This window comes from Herbaspirillum sp. 3R11, from assembly GCF_004563925.1.
In the GTDB taxonomy this organism is placed as follows: domain Bacteria; phylum Pseudomonadota; class Gammaproteobacteria; order Burkholderiales; family Burkholderiaceae_D; genus Herbaspirillum.
The window spans coordinates 53083-69458 of sequence record NZ_SPNJ01000003.1; the positions used below are offsets into that span (position 1 = coordinate 53083).

The following is a 16376-nucleotide window of genomic DNA, read 5'->3' on the forward strand; positions in this document are numbered from 1 at the left end:
AAAGAGATCCATCGATGACGACTACTACCGGAACCATGACCTCTACCCGCTCGCTTTCCTATATCGCCCTGTTCGCCGCCGTGATCGCGGTGTTCGGCCTGATCCCGAAAATCGATCTGCCGTTCGGCGTGCCGATCACCCTGCAATCGCTTGGCATCATGCTGGTCGGTTGCCTGCTGGGGCCCAAGCGTGCGTTCTATACCGTCGGTCTGTTCCTGGTGGCGGTGGCGCTGGGCTTGCCGCTGCTGTCGGGCGGACGCGGCGGCGTCGCCGTGTTCGTGGCGCCGTCGGCCGGTTTCCTGCTGGGCTGGCTGCTCGGCGCGGTGGTCTGCGGCATGTCCATGCGCCAGTTCATGAAGCGCATGCCTGACGCCAAAGGCAAGGGCCTTCTGATCGCCGCTTTCCTGTCGTCGCTGATCGGCGGCATCGTGGTGATGTATTTCTTCGGCATCCTCGGCCTCATGCTGGCGGCGCACCTGAGCGCCACGCAAGCGACACTGGCGATGCTGGCCTTCGTCCCTGGCGATCTGGTCAAGTGCGCGGTCTGCGCCATCCTCGTGCAAAGCGTCGTGCGCGGCATGCCGTCCTGGCGCCTGGACCGCGACTGATGCCTGTGTTCGACACCGTCCACGCGCCGCTGGCGCATTGGGCGGAAGCGACGCCGCGCACGGTGGCGATCGACGACGGCGTCACCCGTCTTGATTTCGCGGCATTGGCGCAGCAAGTCGCTGCGCGTGCGGCGGCGTTGCGGCAATCTCATTCTTCCGCGGCCTGCTGGGTCGATGATGTCCCAGACTCGGGCGCGCAACTGCTCAGCTTCCTTGCCATCCTCGCCGCCGGCCGCACTGCCGCCGTCAGCGATCCCGACTGGCCGCCGGCGGTGCGCGAGCAGATCCTGGCGCGCGTCGCGGCCGGGGTCGGCGCTGAAGCTGCGCTGGCTGAAGCCACTTCTTCTTCCCCGTTCTATATCGGCTTCACCTCCGGCAGCAGCGGCTTGCCCAAGGGCTTTCGTCGCAGCCACGGCTCGTGGACCAGCAGCTTCGACATTTGCCGGGAAAGCTTCGGCGCCGGCGCTGGCGCCACCATGCTGGTGCCGGGCCGGCTGTCGCATTCGACCTTTTTGTTCGGCGCGCTGCTGGGCTTGTGGAGCGGCGCCGGCGTACGACTGCAGTCGCGCTTCGCGCCGGGCCCTGCACTCGACACGCTGGCATCCGGCGATGCCGGCGCGATGGTGGCGGTGCCGAGCCAATTGATCCTGATGCTGGAGCTGGCGCAGCGCCGAAAATTACCGGCGATGCCCGGCGTGCAGTTGCTCATGATCGGCGGCGCGCCGTGGAATCGCGCCCGCACGCCGGAACTGCAACAACTGTTTCCGCGGGCCCGCATCATCGAGTTCTACGGCGCCTCGGAAACCAGCTTCATCGCCTGGACCGATAGCGATGCAGCCCTGCCCGACCATGTCGTCGGACGGCCGTTCAGCAACGTCGAGGTACGCATCGATGCGACCACTCCCGATACGCCGGGATTGATTTACGTGCGCAGTCCGATGGTGTTCACCGACTACGTCACGCTCAGGGACAGCGACGAACAACCGGCGCTGCTGCGCGACGGCGACTGGCTATCGGTGCGCGACGTCGGCCATCTCGACGAACAAGGCCGCCTGCATTTGCTGGGCCGCCAGCAACGCATGCTGTTGGCGCATGGCAGAAACCTTTTCCCGGAAGAAGTCGAAAGCGTGCTCGCCGCACATCCGGCAGTAGCTGCCGCTTCGGTGCAAGGCATCGCGGACGCGGTACGCGGCGTGCAAGTGGCGGCGCTGCTGAAACTGAACGAAGCCGTCAGCCCCGAAGCGTTGACCGCGTGGTGCCGCGAACGCATCGAACCCTACAAGATTCCGCGCCGCTTCTACACCTGCAGCGACTGGCCTCTCACGCCCAGCGGCAAGACCGATCACAAGCAATTGGCGCAACGGCTCGACGATCCCGCCATGCCGACGCTGGCAGCGCTATGAATGACGCCGTCATCCTCGGCTGGGGCCGCAGCGCGGTGACGCCGCTGGGCGGCGCGCTGTCGCAACTGCAGGCGCATGAAATCGCCGCGCCCGTGGTGCAAGGCATTCTGCAGCGCTTCGGTATTCCATTGACCGCCATCGACGCCGTAATCGCCGGCAACGCCATGGGTGCAGGCGGCAACCCCGCGCGCATGCTGGCGCTGGCCGCAGGTTTCAACGACCGCATTCCGGCCTTGTCGGTCGATAGCCAATGCTGCGCCGGACTCGACGCCATCGCGCTCGCCCACGGCATGCTTGCCGCCGGCAACGCCGACGTTGTCATCGCCGGCGGCGTCGAAGCATGGAGCCGTGCGCCGATCCGCCAGCACCGTCCACGTCATGCGGGCGAAGCAGCCATCACCTACGACAGCCCCGCCTTCGCGCCCGATCCTGCCCGCGACCCCGACATGCTGCTGGCCGCTGCGCGTCATGCGCTGAAGGCCGGCATCACGCGTGAGCAGCAGGACGCCTGGGCAGTACAAAGCCACGCCCGCGCCGTCGCTGCACGCGCGCATCTCCAGAATGAAATCATCGGCATCGGCCCCGCAACACAGGACAGCTATCCGCGCGCGCTCAACCAGCGTCACCTGGCGCGCATGCCTGTGCTGACCATGTCAGACGACGTCAGCGTCGATGAAGCGACCCGGCAACGCCATGCCGTCAGCCGCATCGCCGTCTCGCCGAGCGCCGACGGCGCCGCCTTCGTCGTCATCGCCACACGCGACGCCGCACGCCGTCTGAATCTGCGCCCGCACTTCGCATGGCGGGCAGGCGTCAGCGTCGGCGCCCTGCCTGAAACGCCGATGCTGGCCGCCATCGATGCCGCGCAGGCGGCGCTGGCGCGCACCGCGAACAGCATCGACGACCTGTGGGGAGTGGAATTGCACGACGCTTTTGCGGCGCAGGCGATCGCCTTTTGCGAGGCATTGAAGCTCTCGCCGGAGCAACTCAATCGCCACGGCGGCGGACTCGGACGCGGTCATCCCATCGGCGCATCGGGCGCAATCAGTCTGGTGAGATTATTGGCAGACATGCAGCAGGAGGCGCCGCACGGTGCATTGGGGCTCGCTGCAATTGCTGCGGCTGGCGGCCTCGGCGCGGCCGCCGTCGTTGAACGTTGCTGAAGACTGCTAACGCAAGGTTCTGAAAAACTCTTCCGGTTTCAGGCGTTCCGTTCGCACGGCATTTTCCGCCGCATCCGGATCGGCGTAGCCGAGCGCAATGCCGCACACGATGTGATGCTCATCGCCCAGTTCCAGCGTCGAGCGAATCAAACTCGGATACGACGCCAGGGCGCCGATGGCGCAACTGCCCAATCCATGCGCAGCCGCCGCCAGCATCAGGCCGTACAGGCACATGCCCAGATCCATGTAGCAACCGCTGCCCATGCGCGCATCAATGGTCACCAGCAGCGCCACCGGCGCATCGAAGAAATTGAAATTGCGCTCGAACTGCCGGTCGCGCCCGGCACGATCGTCGCGCCCGGTCTGCAAAGCGCCGTACAACTCTTTGGCGGCCGCGACCTGACGACGCCGCAAGGACTGCGGCATCGGCTGCGGAAAATAAGAATAGTCCTCCGGCTCCTGCCTGCCCGCGCGGAAAGCCTCCACCAATGCCGCCGACAAGCGCACCCGCGCATCGCCTTCCAGCGCAATGAATTCGCCCGGCTGCAGATTGGCACCGCTAGGCGCGCGTCGCGCCAGCGCCAGCAACTCCGCCAAGGTACCGTCCGGCAAAGGCCGGTCGAGGAAGCGGCGCGTGGAGTTGCGCTGGGTCAGCAGTTCTGAAAAGGGAAAATTCTGGTCAGGCGTCATGTTGCGTCGATCGTGATGATGGAAGTGGGTGCAATGTGCGTGCGCATACCGTGCGACGGCTGCCATTGCCTACTTTCGCCGTGATTGTTGTAAAGAACAGGATAGCGGACGGGATCGAGCAGATCTTTTTCCTTGCCGTCTTCAATGAACAAAACCTGATCAAAAATGCAATCCATGCGCCACTCCCCCTGAAGTTGCGGGCAAATTACACCAATAAGACGGATAACACCACGTTTGGGCGAGTTTTACCTTGAGGAAACAAACTGCCACTCTCGCAACAGTTGTCAAACCGTCCACAAACCCCGCCTGCAAACTTCCTGTCGTCGCCGATTTTTCATTAGAATGCGCATTTGGCAAAGCTTCGGCGGCGCATGGCCGGCTGCCGTACCCTGATTCTCCGATTTCCTGATTTTCCGATTCTTCGATTTTCGATTCGACCCTCATCTGCATGGCAACTAAAAAAACCTCCCCGTCCGACTACAGCGAATCATCCATCCGCGTCCTCAAGGGACTGGAACCGGTCAAACAGCGTCCGGGCATGTACACCCGCACCGAGAATCCCCTGCACATCCTGCAAGAGGTCATCGACAACGCCTCCGATGAAGCGCTGGGCGGTCACGCCAAGAACATCATGGTCACGCTCAATCCCGACGGCAGCGTCAGTGTCGAGGACGACGGCCGCGGCATTCCGGTCGGCCTGCATCCGGAAGAAGGCGTACCGACCGTGGAAATCGTCTTCACCCGCCTGCATGCCGGCGGCAAGTTCGACAAGGGCAGCGGCGGCGCCTATGCCTTCTCAGGCGGCCTGCACGGCGTCGGCGTATCGGTCACCAATGCGCTGGCCTCGCGCTTGGAAATCACGGTATGGCGTGAAGCGGGCGTCCACACGCTGGCCTTCTCCGACGGCGACCTGATCGAAAAACTGAAGTCGCGTCCGATCACGCGCGAAGACAAGAAGTCCGGCACCCGCGTTTCCGTTTGGCCGAATCCCAAGTACTTCGACTCGCCGACCATTTCTCAACAGGAGCTGCAACGTCTGCTGCGCTCCAAAGCGGTGCTGCTGCCGGGCGTCAAGGTCTCGCTGATCAACGGCAAGACCGGCGACGTGCAAACCTGGCAATACGACCAGGGCCTGCGCGGCTACCTGATGGAATCGCTGGCGCAATCGACCAGCGCCGATCCGCTGATCCCGCTGTTCGAAGGCGAGCAATATGCCGGCCCCGACGCCGAAGGTTTTGCCGAAGGTGAAGGCGCGGCATGGGTGGTGGCGTGGACCGAAGAAGGCAATGTGGTGCGCGAATCCTACGTCAACCTGATCCCGACGTCGGCCGGTGGCACGCATGAATCCGGCCTGCGCGAAGGTCTGTTCTCTGCGGTCAAGAGCTTCGTCGAAATGCACTCGCTGCTGCCCAAGGGCGTCAAGCTGCTGCCGGAAGACGTGTTCGCACGCGTCTCTTTCGTGCTGTCGGCCAAGGTGCTCGACCCGCAATTCCAGGGCCAGATCAAGGAACGCCTGAACTCGCGCGACGCCGTGCGGCTGGTGTCGACCTTCTCGCGCCCGGCGCTGGAGCTGTGGCTGAACCAGCACGTCGAATACGGCAAGAAGCTGGCCGACCTGGTCATCAAGCAGGCGCAAAGCCGCCTGCGCTCGGCGCAAAAAGTCGAGAAGAAAAAATCCTCCGGCGTGGCTGTCTTGCCCGGCAAGCTGACCGACTGCGAATCCAACGACATCACCCGCAACGAAATCTTCCTGGTCGAGGGCGACTCCGCCGGCGGCTCGGCCAAGATGGGCCGCGATAAAGAGTTTCAAGCGATCCTGCCCTTGCGCGGCAAGGTGCTGAACTCCTGGGAAACCGAACGCGATCGCCTGTTCGCCAACAATGAAATCCACGACATCGCGGTGGCCATCGGCGTCGATCCGCACGGTCACACCGACACCCCCGATCTGAGCGGCCTGCGCTATGGCAAGATCTGCATCCTCTCCGATGCGGACGTCGATGGCTCGCACATCCAGGTGTTGCTGCTGACGCTGTTCTTCAAGCACTTCCCCAAGCTGATCGACCACGGCCACATCTGCATCGCGCGTCCGCCGCTGTATCGCGTCGACGCGCCTGCACGCGGCAAGAAGCCAGTGCAGAAGCTGTACGCGCTGGACGACGGCGAACTGGAAGCGATCGAAGACAAGCTGCGCAAGGACGGCCTCAAGGAAGGCGCGTGGAGCATCTCGCGCTTCAAAGGCCTGGGTGAAATGAACGCGGAACAGTTGTGGGAAACCACCATGAACCCCGACACCCGCCGCCTGCTGCCGGTCACCTTGGGCGAGCTGGACCAGATTGCCTCGGACGCGCGCTTCACCATGCTCATGGGCAAGGGCGAAGCCGCCTCGCGCCGGGCCTGGATCGAAGAGCACGGCAACGAAGCGGAAGCGGATATTTAAAGCATCAAGGCAATCAACACGATGGACAACGGCAACGACATCTCTCAACCCGGCCTCTGGCGCCGCTTCCTTTCGGGAGCGTTGCCGGCTTTGGCTGCGTTGTGCATGTCGTTGACCGCAGCGTCTGTGCACGCAGACGTCTACGGCTACATTGACGCCGAGGGAATGGCGCACGTGTCGACCGAAAAGCTCGACGAGCGCTATCAGTTGTTCATGCGCGGCGACGCCACCTTCGACTCCGACAAGATCGGCCGCGGTGTGCCGGGCGTGGACGTCAAGCCGAACATGTCCTCGCCGCTGATGAAGCTGATGCTGCAGCATCCGAATCTGAAAAAGTATGAAGCCATGCTGGACCAGAGCGCCAAGGAATTCTCGGTCGACCCCGCCCTGCTGAAGGCCATCATGGCGGCCGAGTCCGGCTTCAATCCAGGCGCGGTCTCGCCCAAGGGCGCCATCGGCCTGATGCAGATCATGCCGGAGACCGCCGAGCGCTACGGCGTGCAGGGCGACCGCCGCAAGACCATCCAGCAGAAGCTGACCGACCCGAAGATCAACATCCGACTGGCGGCGCGTTACCTGCGCGATTTGCAGGTGCTGTTCCCGAAGCGTCTTGAACTGGCGATCGCGTCCTACAATGCCGGCGAGCGCGCCGTGCAGAAGTACAACAACCAGATTCCGCCGTATCCCGAAACACGTAATTACGTCCAGCTGGTGGCGCAGTTCTACCAGTTGTACCAACCAGGCGGCGGCGCCGCAAACAGCAGCGGCAACACCGACAAGCCCCGCCGCGTCGAAATCATCTTGCCGGGCCGGCGCAGCATGCCGCCGCCGACTTCGATCGAATAACCATTACTGAACTTGAACGCAACCCAGCCACATGACTGAACAAGCCAACCTGTTTGAACAACCTGCACCGCCCGAGGGCGAATCGCTGACGCTGTCGACCTTCGCCGAGCGCGCCTATCTCGACTACGCCATTTCGGTGGTCAAGGGTCGCGCCCTGCCCGACGTCGCCGACGGCCAGAAGCCGGTGCAGCGCCGCATCCTGTACGCGATGAACGAACTCGGCCTGAACGCCACCGCCAAGCCGCGCAAATCGGCCGCCGTGGTCGGCGACGTGCTCGGTAAACTGCATCCGCACGGCGACCAGTCGGTGTACGACGCGCTGGTGCGCATGGCGCAGGATTTCTCGCTGCGCTATCCGCTGATCGACGGCCAGGGCAACTTCGGCTCGCGCGACGGCGACGGTGCGGCGGCGATGCGTTACACGGAAGCGCGCCTGACGCCGATCAGCAAATTGCTGCTCGATGAAATCGACATGGGTACGGTCGACTTCCAGCCCAACTACGACGGCTCCACCGAAGAACCGAAACTGCTGCCGGCGCGCCTGCCCTTCCTGCTGCTCAATGGCGCCTCCGGCATCGCGGTCGGCATGGCCACCGAAATCCCGTCGCACAACCTGCGTGAAGTGGCGCGCGCCGCCGTCGCAATGATCCGCAATCCGAAAATCACGCACGCAGAACTGATGACCCACGTCACCGGCCCGGACTTCCCGGGCGGCGGCCAGATCATCACACCGCCGTCGACCATCGCCGAGATTTACCAGAGCGGCCGCGGCAGCCTCAAGGTGCGCGCGCGCTGGAAGATCGAAGACATGGCGCGCGGCCAGTGGCAAGCGGTCATCACCGAATTGCCGCCCGGCGTGTCGTCGCAGAAGGTGCTGGAAGAAATCGAAGAGCTGACCAATCCCAAGATCAAGCTCGGCAAGAAAACACTGACGCCGGAACAGCAGGCGCAAAAGCAAAGCATCCTGGCCATGCTCGACGCCGTGCGCGACGAGTCGGGCCGCGAAGCGCCGGTGCGCCTGGTGTTCGAACCGAAGTCCAAGAACCAGGACCAGACCGAATTCATGAACACCCTGCTGGCCCAGACGTCCCTGGAAACCAGCTCGTCGATCAACCTCGTGATGATCGGCGGCGACGGCCGTCCGCGCCAGAAGGGCCTCACCGACATCCTCGGCGAATGGATCGCGTTCCGCTTCGTCACCATCACACGCCGCAGCCAGTTCAAGCTGCAAAAAGTCGAGGACCGCATTCACATCCTCGAAGGCCGTGAAGCGATCCTGCTCAACATCGACAAGGTCATCCGCATCATCCGCGAATCGGATGAGCCGAAGCCGGCGCTGATCGAGGCGTTCAAGCTGTCGGACCGCCAGGCCGAAGACATCCTGGAAATCCGCCTGCGCCAACTGGCGCGCCTGGAAACCATCAAGATCCAGCAGGAACTGGCCGAACTGCGCAACGAGAAATCGACGCTGATGGACCTGCTCGACAATCCATCCTCGATGAAGCGCCTGGTCATCAAGGAAATCGAAGCCGACGACAAGCAGTTCGGCGATGACCGCCGCACCATCATCGAAGAAGCCGAAAAAGCCGTGCTCGAACAAAAGGTCATCGACGAGCCGGTGACCGTCATCATTTCGCAAAAGGGCTGGGTGCGTGCACGCGGCGGCCATGGTCACGATGCGACGCAGTTCACGTTCAAGGCCGGCGACGGCCTGTACGGCGCATTCGAGTGCCGCACCGTCGACAACCTGCTGGGCTTCGGCTCCAACGGCCGCATCTACACGGTCGGCGTGAATTCGCTGCCGAACGCGCGCGGCGACGGCGTGCCGATCACCACGCTGGTTGACCTCGGCAACGGCAACAACCTGCTGCACTACTTCGCCGGTCCGCTCGACACGCAAATGCTGCTGGCGTCCGATGCCGGTTACGGCTTCACGGCCAAGCTCGGCGACATGCTCAGCCGTAACAAGAGTGGCAAGACCTTCGTCACACTGGATGAAGGCGACCTGCCGCTGGCCCCGCGCCCAATGCCGGCCGGCGCCAGCGCCATCGCCTGCCTGTCGGGACAAGGACGCCTGCTGGTGTTCGGCCTGGACGAGATCAAGACCCTGGCCAGCGGCGGCCGCGGCGTGATCCTGATGGAACTGGAAAAGAACGAGAAGCTGCTGGCCGCGCAAGCGATCACGCAAAAGGGTGTGTTGGTGTCCGGCACCGGTCGCGGCGGCAAGGCGCAGGACGTCACGCTGTCGGCGGTGGCGCTGGGCCTGCACATCGGCAAGCGCGCACGCAAGGGCAAGGCGCTGGAGTCGAAGCTGAAGGCGACGGCGCTGGCCGCGGTGGGTTAGTCGTCTGAACCCTGGGCATTGAAGCAGCAAAGAAAAAGGATGTCGTTGAATGCGACATCCTTTTTTCTTGGGGAGCTACGATATTGCATATTGCTGTGATCGAACCCTGATGGTTTCGATCAGGCGATTGAGTACGAAATTGAGCACGAGATTAAGAACAAAACTCTTCTCACCCAGCCGGTCTCCAGCAGAGACTTCGACAAGCCGTCACAATAGAGGGTTTTCATCCCTCCTCCGGCTGTCCCTTTCCATGAATACCACCGCGAACCACCCGCGCTTCCTCATCTTTTTCATTTGCATGCTGGCTTCTGCGGGCCAACTGGCAATTGATATCTACGTCCCGGCGCTGCCGACGATGGCGCAATATTTCCAGACCTCGGCGCAGGCGATCCAGTCCAGCGTGACGATTTACCTGATGGCGTATGCCTTCGGACAACTGCTCTTCGGACCGCTGGCGGACGCCTATGGCCGCAAGAAAATTCTGGTGCTGGGCATGCTCATGTTCACTTGCGGCTGCCTGCTGACGCTCACGGCCAATAACCTGGAAACCTTCATCCTCGCGCGTTGCCTGCAAGGTTTCGGCATCGCCGCCACCAACCTGCTGGCCAAGGCGATCATCACCGATTCGTTTTCCGGTATCGCGCTGATGCATGCGTTCACCTACATGGCGATCGCCTGGGGGCTGGCGCCGATTCTGGCGCCGGTCATCGGTGCGCACCTGCAGACCGCGTTCGGCTGGCGTTCATGCCTGACCTTCCTGTTGATCTATTCATTCGTGATGTGGGCTGTGCTCACGCGCTACAGAGAGACGCTGAAACAGCCGGTGCATCTGAATCCGAAAACCCTGCTCAAGAATGCCGTCATGGTGCTCAAGAGCCCGGTGTTCCAGAGCTGCTTCCTGGCGCAAGGACTGTGCTACAGCATCCTGCTGGTGTTCAACATCGTCGGTCCGTTCATGGTGCAGGAGACCTTGCACAAGCCGCCGACCTATTTCGGCTACCTGGCGCTGGCGATCGGGCTGATGTACTTCCTCGGCGGGATTTCAAACCGGATTCATCACCCGCGCCTGCCGACGCCGGAACAACGCCTGCGCATCGGTGCACGCGTGATGACGGGTGCTGCGGTCCTGATGCTGATCCTGGCGCTGACCGTCGGTCTGGAAGTCTGGACGCTGACGCTGCCGGTGTTGTTCATGGCGTTTTGCGCGGGGGCGATGTATCCGACGCTGATGGCCAAGGGCAATTCAATCTTCCCGCACATTGCCGGACTGACCAGCGCCATCCTCGGCTTCGCGCTGTTGCTGGTGTCGTCGCTGATGATGGGACTGGCCGGCTTCGTGCCCTTCCACAGCCTCACGCCAATGGCGATCTTCTTCGTGGTCGTGGGCCTGACCGTGGTCAGCATGGTCGGCAAGCTGCTGCATCACCTGGAGGCGCCCGCCGGCGCGTCGGCGGCCTGAACCAGCGGGCTCACCGCCCGTTGCGTTATACTCCGGCACCGATCATCAGCGATGATCCTGAAATCTTGTCAACAAACTAAGGAATGTCATGCGGAAACTCCGTCGAATCAAATACATGGAAGCAACTTATCGCATCTATTTCGCCAAGCTGCTCAACAGCATGCTGGAAGAACTCAGCGCCGAAGTCGCCGCGCGTGACGCCGCACAAGGCTGATGTTGCAGCGATAGCACTTGGCTGCACCGGGGCTTCCCGGCGTGCAGCCTGGTGAAAATGGAAAAGCCCCGCAATGCGGGGCTTTTTGCATATGGCGATGATGATTTGCCACTATCGGTAAACCGTGTTCGCCTTACTGAAGGAAATCGGCAATCACTTTGACCGTCGCCTCCGGTTGCTCTTCCATCAGCCAATGACCGGCGCCGGGGATCACGGCACCCGTAACGTTGGTCGCCGCAGCTTGCGCTACCGTTGCCATCATCGTTCCGAACGATTTTTCCCCACCAATCGCCAGCACCGGCATCTGCAATGGTCCTTTTGCGAGATAGGCCTTGTTGTCGATGACGTCCTGATCGAATGCGCCGAATTGCGCGAAGCCGGAACGCATGGCGCCTGGCAAAGCATAGAATTTGGCGTAGTGACGACGCGAAGCTTCGTCGAAGTTCTTGGGATTGGCTGAGAACTCATTCCAGAACCGATCCAGGTAGATACGCTCGCGCCCCTTCACCAGCCGCTCCATGTCAGGTCCGCCGAAACGGAAATGCCACAGCAGCGGGCTTTTCAGGATCTCATCCCACGGCCCCACACCCGGAACCGGCGCATCCATCAACACCAGCTTGGTAACCCGTGCAGGATTCTCGGCGGTGAAGGCATAAGCCACCATATTGCCGATGTCGTGAGCCACCACACTGACATTGCCGATCTTCAAGGTATCGAGCACGCCGGCGATATCGCGCGCCTGATTCTTCTTGTCATAACCGCCGGCCGGATGATCCGAGCGGCCCATGCCGCGCAGATCCGGCACGATGACGGTGTGATCCTTCATCAGCTTGATGGCAAGCGGCGCCCACATGTCGCCGGTTTCGCCGTAGCCGTGCAGCATGACGACGGCCGGGCCTTGGCCGCCGACACGGACATTTAGCAGTGCGCCGTTGGTGGAAATCTTTTGTGTCTTGAATCCGGCCGGGAACGGTGTGACTTCGGCGCGGACTTGCATGGTGTTGAACGACAGCATCAGGATACAGAGCGCGATTATTCTTTTCATTGACGACCCCCTTGGTTGGTCAGGCCGATAGGCCTGATCACGGGATATTGCCCAAGATAGATGGACAAGCCAATCTTTTTATTGCGCGCGGCCGTCTGCCTTGTTGCGGAATGCCCGAGGCTTGCATTTATTGCAAGCCGTTCAGTCAGCCGTCCCTTGTGCTTGCGTCTAGCGCCCTTTTTCCAGATTGGTCTGGATGATTTCCATCAATTGCACTAGGTCTTCGCATTGCTGCGCGGACAAACCCTCGACTGCGCGCTCCAATATCTGCGCGCCGGACTTCATCAATTCGCCATGCAGCGCCTGGCCCTGCGGGCTCAGTTGCAGGCAGGTGCTGCGCCGGTCAGTGACGTCTTCCTTCGACTCCAGATAGCCGCCGTCGCGCAGGCTGCGCACCAGCCGGGTGAGCTGCGCCTTGTCTCGGCGCGAATGGGCGGCCAGGTCTTTTTGCGTGGCGCCGGGATGATGCGCGAAGTAGTTGAGCACGCGGCTTTCCATGTGCGTGACGCCACGCTCATCGTCGCGAAACGCCTGCGAGCGACCGGAGCGATAGAGGTGCATGACCGTGTGAATGGCGTCAAAGACCCTTTCGGCGGCAGGTGATTGGTTGACTTTATCAACTTGTTTTCTCATAATGATGACATTATCAACCAATTCCCCACATCATGGAAACCAAATCAATCTCCCGCGAAGTGCAACGCGTCCGTTATGAAATCAAGCTCCGCGACGTCAAAGTTGCCGCCGTCCGCGCCACCGGCGCCAACATGCTCAGCGTGACCTTCCACGGCGACGCACTGGAAGACTTCACGTCGCTGTCGTTCGATGACCACATCAAGTTCGTTTTTCCGGATGCGTCCGGCGCCTCGGTGCGGCGCGACTACACCCCGATCGGCCACGATGCCCAGCGCAAAGAGCTGGTGCTGGAGTTCGCCCTGCACGCCGAAGGCGCGGCTACCGACTGGGCGCGCCGCGCCGAGGTCGGCATGGACGCCGTCATCGCCGGCCCGCGCGGCTCGATGGTGGTGCCGCTCGATTACGACTGGCATCTGCTGGCGGGCGACCTGTCGTCCTTGCCGGCGATCACGCGCCGTCTCCAGGAATTGCCGGCCGGCGCCAAGGTCTTCGCCATCATTGAAGCCTCCGACGGCGACATCCGCCAGTTCGATACCCAGGCCGACCTCGATGTCACATGGGTGCGTTCGGGTGAGGAGTTGCTCGCCGCCGTGCGTGCGCTGACGCTGCCGGCCGGTGAAGGCTATGTCTGGGCCGCCGGCGAGGCCGTGGTGATGAAAGCGGTGCGCGCCGTGATGGCGGAAGAGAAGCAGCATCCGAAAGAAGCCATGCGCGTGTCCGCCTACTGGAAGCGCGGCGCCTCCGACTTCCACGAAAAGCTGGACTGAGCCGGTGCAGCGATATGCACGCTTGTAGCGCAAACGCGCTACAAGCGCGGCCGGTGCGCCGTCGTACAATAGCGGCGCCATGTCATCCACTTCCGACTCCCTTGTTCCGCCCTCCATCCACGTCGCCATCGTCGAGGATGATCCGAGTTTCCGCGATGCGTTGAGCAAGGTGCTGGAAACCGCGCCGGACATGCGGCTGGCGAATATCGCCGGCACCCGCGCCGAAGGACTGGCGATGCTGCAAGGCCCACCGGCGGACGTGCTGCTGGTCGACCTGGGCTTGCCCGACGGTTCGGGCATCGACGTGATCCATGCAGCGATCCTCCGCTGGCCCAGCTGCAACATCATGGTCAGCACCAATTTCGGCGATGAAACCCATGTCATGCGTTCGATCGAGGCTGGTGCGGCAGGCTATCTGCTGAAGGACAGTTCTCCCGCCAAAATCGTCGACGAAATCCGCAGCCTCGCCAGCGGCGGCAGCCCGATCAGTCCGATCATTGCGCGCCAAGTGTTGGCGCGTTTCCGTGCGGCGGCGCCTGCCGATATTGTTGCCGGCCCTTCCGCCTCTGCCTCACCGGCAGAACCATCAACGCTGTTGTCGGCGCGCGAAAAGGAAGTACTGGACTACATCACCCGAGGCTTCACTGCGCAGGAGATCGCCCGGCTGATGGAGCTGTCGCCGTTTACAGTGCGCACCTTCGTGCGCCGCATTTACAGCAAGCTCAAGGTGACCTCGAAGACGGAGGCCATCTACGAAGCCAGGACCCTCGGGCTGCTGCCCGATTAATCGGCCCGACGCATGTCCGCTACTCATTCGCGCACGAGAAAAATTCCCGCGCCCCTGCTCTCGGGCGTCGTATTGCTGCTGTCCGTGACGCTATTGATTGCCGTGGGCGCTTGGTACGTACAGAGCGACGCCCCACACGCCGACGCCACTTTGCATCTGACGCAAGTCGACTGGCAGGACAGCGACGGACGCAATTTCAACCCGCCGCCCGCGCTGGTAGACAGCACCACCCTGCCGCCCTCATGGCGCCAAGCAAGCTTGCCATCGGCGCTGCCGGTGGCCGCCCTCGCCGCCCCCGATCTCACCGTGCGCACCACCTGGATGCGCTTTGCGCTGGCGGACCTGCACCTACCGGACACACCGACTGGGCCGCTGGCGCTGTACGGCAGCCGCATCAAAACCGACGGCACTGTCGCGGTGTATCTCAATGGTCGTCTGGTCCATCGCGTGCAGCAACGCGGCCAGTTGTGGAACAGCCTGTTCACGCCGCTTTGGGTCTTGCCGGACCAGGCCGCCGACGGCGCGCCGCTCAAGGAAATCCTGATTCGCGTGGAGCACGCGCCGGAAACGCCGGTAGGCTTGTCGACGCTCTGGCTGGGTCCCGCCGAAACCTTGCAGGGACGCTATTACCTGCGCCAATGGCTGCAACGGGAGTTACCCGCCACGCTCAGCGCCGCATTCATGGTGGTCGGGATTTTCGCCTTGTTCGTCTGGTTCCGGCGTCGCCATGAAACCAGCTACCTGCTGTTCTTCAACCTGGCGGCGGTTTCGTTCGTGGGGCATCTGCATTACTACGTCAGCCTGCCCATCGTGGTCGACTGGTTCGCCTGGCTGACCGCCAACGCCTTGTTCTGGCTGCTCACGGTGATCCACCTTTTCCTCTGCCAGCTGCATGGACGTCCGCTGCGCCGGCTCACGCGCGTCATCGTCGGCACCACGCTGATCATCAGCATCCTGTCGCTGCCGGTGCTGGGCGTGTTGCCGGTCTTTCCGAGCACCTCGCTGCTGGTGCCGCTGGCCTATGCGATTGCGGTCGCAATGGGCATTGCGGTCAGCGTGGCGGGCGGCATCTGCTCCTGGAATCGTTCCCGCGAAGGCTCGCTGCTCACTTTGGGGGTTGCGGTGTCCACGTTGCTGGGCATGTCCGACTGGCTGCTGCACAACAACGTCGTCAGTCCGGAAGGCTGGTTCCTCGGCGCCTATACCAATGCGGTCACCTTCGCCATGTTCGGCACGCTGATGTATCGCCGCTACGTCAACGCCATCGCTGAAGTCGAACTGGTCAACGCAGGTCTGGCGCAACGCCTCGAAGCACGCGAGCGTGAGCTTGAGCAAACCCATCGCCGCCTGCGCGAAGCGGCCCAGCGGCAGACTATCAGCGACGAACGCCAGCGCCTCATGCAAGACATGCACGACGGCCTCGGCTCAACGCTGATCAGCGCAATCCGCTCGGTGGAACACGGTGGCGCCAGCGACGTCAACGTCTCGCAAATCCTCAAGGATTGCCTCGACGACCTCAAACTGACCATCGACTCGATGGAACCGGTCGAAGCGGACCTGCTGCTGTTGCTGGCAACCTTGCGCTTCCGCCTGGAGCCGCGCCTGGAGGGCACTGACATCGCGCTGGTGTGGGAGGTGCAGGAACTGCCGACGCTGGATTGGCTGGAGCCGTCCAGCGCGCTGCACATCCTGCGCATCGTGCAGGAAAGCATCGCCAACATTCTGCGCCACACGCGCGCCGACCGCATCCGCGTCGCCACCGCACGTGCCGACGGCGGCGTCACAGTGACGATAGAAGACAACGGCCAGGGCTTCGACGTCGACAAGGCGCTCGCCAAGGCATCCGGCCGCGGCCTGCAGAATCAGCGCCGCCGCGCGCAAGCACTGGGCGGCGCCGTGACGTGGGTCCCCGCGTCCGGCGGCACCCGATTCACGCTCTGGCTGCCACTGGAACGCAAGGACAGATCAGCCTGAAGTTTT

The 16376-nt window shown here is 62.7% G+C and carries 14 protein-coding genes; 10 read left to right on the forward strand and 4 right to left on the reverse strand.

Annotation, left to right across the window (positions count from 1 at the left end; translation table 11 throughout):
- The first annotated feature begins 14 nt into the window (after positions 1-14).
- From E4P32_RS13700 to E4P32_RS13710, 3 genes are read left to right on the forward strand one after another with little or no spacing between them, the layout of a single operon-like run.
- Positions 15-608 carry a biotin transporter BioY gene (locus tag E4P32_RS13700; protein WP_116435248.1) on the forward strand — a complete coding sequence of 198 codons (594 nt, stop codon included), beginning with the start codon at positions 15-17 and terminating at the stop codon, positions 606-608.
- A complete protein-coding gene (locus E4P32_RS13705) occupies positions 608-2011 on the forward strand; it encodes an AMP-binding protein (protein ID WP_116435247.1) in 1404 nt (467 codons plus the stop codon). The genes E4P32_RS13700 and E4P32_RS13705 overlap by 1 nt, the downstream gene beginning before the upstream one ends.
- Complete coding sequence (locus E4P32_RS13710) at positions 2008-3174, forward strand: acetyl-CoA C-acyltransferase (protein ID WP_116435246.1); 1167 nt, start codon at positions 2008-2010, stop codon at positions 3172-3174. The genes E4P32_RS13705 and E4P32_RS13710 overlap by 4 nt, the downstream gene beginning before the upstream one ends.
- 6 nt (positions 3175-3180) lie before the next feature.
- On the opposite strand, the gene E4P32_RS13715 is transcribed toward E4P32_RS13710, so the two are convergent.
- On the reverse strand, positions 3181-3864 hold the full coding sequence (locus E4P32_RS13715) for a nitroreductase (RefSeq protein WP_116435245.1): 684 nt from the start codon (positions 3862-3864) through the stop codon (positions 3181-3183).
- Positions 3861-4040 carry a hypothetical protein gene (locus E4P32_RS13720; protein WP_116435244.1) on the reverse strand — a complete coding sequence of 60 codons (180 nt, stop codon included), beginning with the start codon at positions 4038-4040 and terminating at the stop codon, positions 3861-3863. The genes E4P32_RS13715 and E4P32_RS13720 overlap by 4 nt, the downstream gene beginning before the upstream one ends.
- A 272-nt stretch (positions 4041-4312) precedes the next feature.
- Between E4P32_RS13720 and E4P32_RS13725 the strand changes: the two genes are divergently transcribed.
- The 4 genes from E4P32_RS13725 (at position 4313) to E4P32_RS13740 (ending at position 10950) form a co-directional block, all read left to right on the forward strand.
- Entirely contained in the window at positions 4313-6301 is a 1989-nt protein-coding gene (locus E4P32_RS13725) for a DNA topoisomerase IV subunit B (protein WP_116435243.1), read from the forward strand.
- Between the two features lie 105 nt (positions 6302-6406).
- Positions 6407-7147, forward strand: coding sequence for a lytic transglycosylase domain-containing protein (locus E4P32_RS13730; protein WP_233526689.1), 741 nt, complete (start codon positions 6407-6409; stop codon positions 7145-7147).
- A gap of 31 nt (positions 7148-7178) precedes the next feature.
- Positions 7179-9491: a DNA topoisomerase IV subunit A gene (gene parC, locus E4P32_RS13735; protein WP_116435241.1), complete on the forward strand. Its 2313-nt coding sequence runs from the start codon at positions 7179-7181 to the stop codon at positions 9489-9491.
- Between the two features lie 250 nt (positions 9492-9741).
- A complete protein-coding gene (locus tag E4P32_RS13740) occupies positions 9742-10950 on the forward strand; it encodes a multidrug effflux MFS transporter (protein ID WP_116435240.1) in 1209 nt (402 codons plus the stop codon).
- 347 nt (positions 10951-11297) lie between these two features.
- On the opposite strand, the gene E4P32_RS13745 is transcribed toward E4P32_RS13740, so the two are convergent.
- Positions 11298-12209 (reverse strand): alpha/beta hydrolase, encoded by a 912-nt coding sequence (locus E4P32_RS13745; RefSeq protein ID WP_116435239.1) that lies wholly within the window; start codon positions 12207-12209, stop codon positions 11298-11300.
- Positions 12210-12377: 168 nt separating this feature from the next.
- Entirely contained in the window at positions 12378-12770 is a 393-nt protein-coding gene (locus tag E4P32_RS13750) for a MarR family transcriptional regulator (protein WP_116435238.1), read from the reverse strand.
- 104 nt (positions 12771-12874) lie between these two features.
- Between E4P32_RS13750 and E4P32_RS13755 the strand changes: the two genes are divergently transcribed.
- The 3 genes from E4P32_RS13755 to E4P32_RS13765 all read left to right on the forward strand — a co-directional run bounded on the left by E4P32_RS13755 (position 12875) and on the right by E4P32_RS13765 (position 16370).
- Complete coding sequence (locus E4P32_RS13755; RefSeq protein WP_116435237.1) at positions 12875-13609, forward strand: siderophore-interacting protein; 735 nt, start codon at positions 12875-12877, stop codon at positions 13607-13609.
- A gap of 79 nt (positions 13610-13688) precedes the next feature.
- Positions 13689-14396: a response regulator transcription factor gene (locus E4P32_RS13760; RefSeq protein ID WP_116435236.1), complete on the forward strand. Its 708-nt coding sequence runs from the start codon at positions 13689-13691 to the stop codon at positions 14394-14396.
- A gap of 12 nt (positions 14397-14408) precedes the next feature.
- Positions 14409-16370: a sensor histidine kinase gene (locus tag E4P32_RS13765; protein WP_116435235.1), complete on the forward strand. Its 1962-nt coding sequence runs from the start codon at positions 14409-14411 to the stop codon at positions 16368-16370.
- Positions 16371-16376: the final 6 nt, after the last annotated feature.

What these genes read in the sequence shown, in the direction of transcription:
- E4P32_RS13745 (WP_116435239.1), bottom strand. Translation starts at nt 12,209, where the DNA reads ATGAAAAGAATAATCGCGCTCTGTATCCTGATGCTGTCGTTCAACACC.
- parC (WP_116435241.1), top strand. Translation starts at nt 7,179, where the DNA reads ATGACTGAACAAGCCAACCTGTTTGAACAACCTGCACCGCCCGAGGGC.
- E4P32_RS13760 (WP_116435236.1), top strand. Translation starts at nt 13,689, where the DNA reads ATGTCATCCACTTCCGACTCCCTTGTTCCGCCCTCCATCCACGTCGCC.
- E4P32_RS13705 (WP_116435247.1), top strand. Translation starts at nt 608, where the DNA reads ATGCCTGTGTTCGACACCGTCCACGCGCCGCTGGCGCATTGGGCGGAA.
- E4P32_RS13725 (WP_116435243.1), top strand. Translation starts at nt 4,313, where the DNA reads ATGGCAACTAAAAAAACCTCCCCGTCCGACTACAGCGAATCATCCATC.
- E4P32_RS13730 (WP_233526689.1), top strand. Translation starts at nt 6,407, where the DNA reads ATGTCGTTGACCGCAGCGTCTGTGCACGCAGACGTCTACGGCTACATT.
- E4P32_RS13750 (WP_116435238.1), bottom strand. Translation starts at nt 12,770, where the DNA reads ATGCACCTCTATCGCTCCGGTCGCTCGCAGGCGTTTCGCGACGATGAG.
- E4P32_RS13740 (WP_116435240.1), top strand. Translation starts at nt 9,742, where the DNA reads ATGAATACCACCGCGAACCACCCGCGCTTCCTCATCTTTTTCATTTGC.
- E4P32_RS13710 (WP_116435246.1), top strand. Translation starts at nt 2,008, where the DNA reads ATGAATGACGCCGTCATCCTCGGCTGGGGCCGCAGCGCGGTGACGCCG.
- E4P32_RS13700 (WP_116435248.1), top strand. Translation starts at nt 15, where the DNA reads ATGACGACTACTACCGGAACCATGACCTCTACCCGCTCGCTTTCCTAT.
- E4P32_RS13755 (WP_116435237.1), top strand. Translation starts at nt 12,875, where the DNA reads ATGGAAACCAAATCAATCTCCCGCGAAGTGCAACGCGTCCGTTATGAA.
- E4P32_RS13765 (WP_116435235.1), top strand. Translation starts at nt 14,409, where the DNA reads ATGTCCGCTACTCATTCGCGCACGAGAAAAATTCCCGCGCCCCTGCTC.
- E4P32_RS13715 (WP_116435245.1), bottom strand. Translation starts at nt 3,864, where the DNA reads ATGACGCCTGACCAGAATTTTCCCTTTTCAGAACTGCTGACCCAGCGC.
- E4P32_RS13720 (WP_116435244.1), bottom strand. Translation starts at nt 4,040, where the DNA reads ATGGATTGCATTTTTGATCAGGTTTTGTTCATTGAAGACGGCAAGGAA.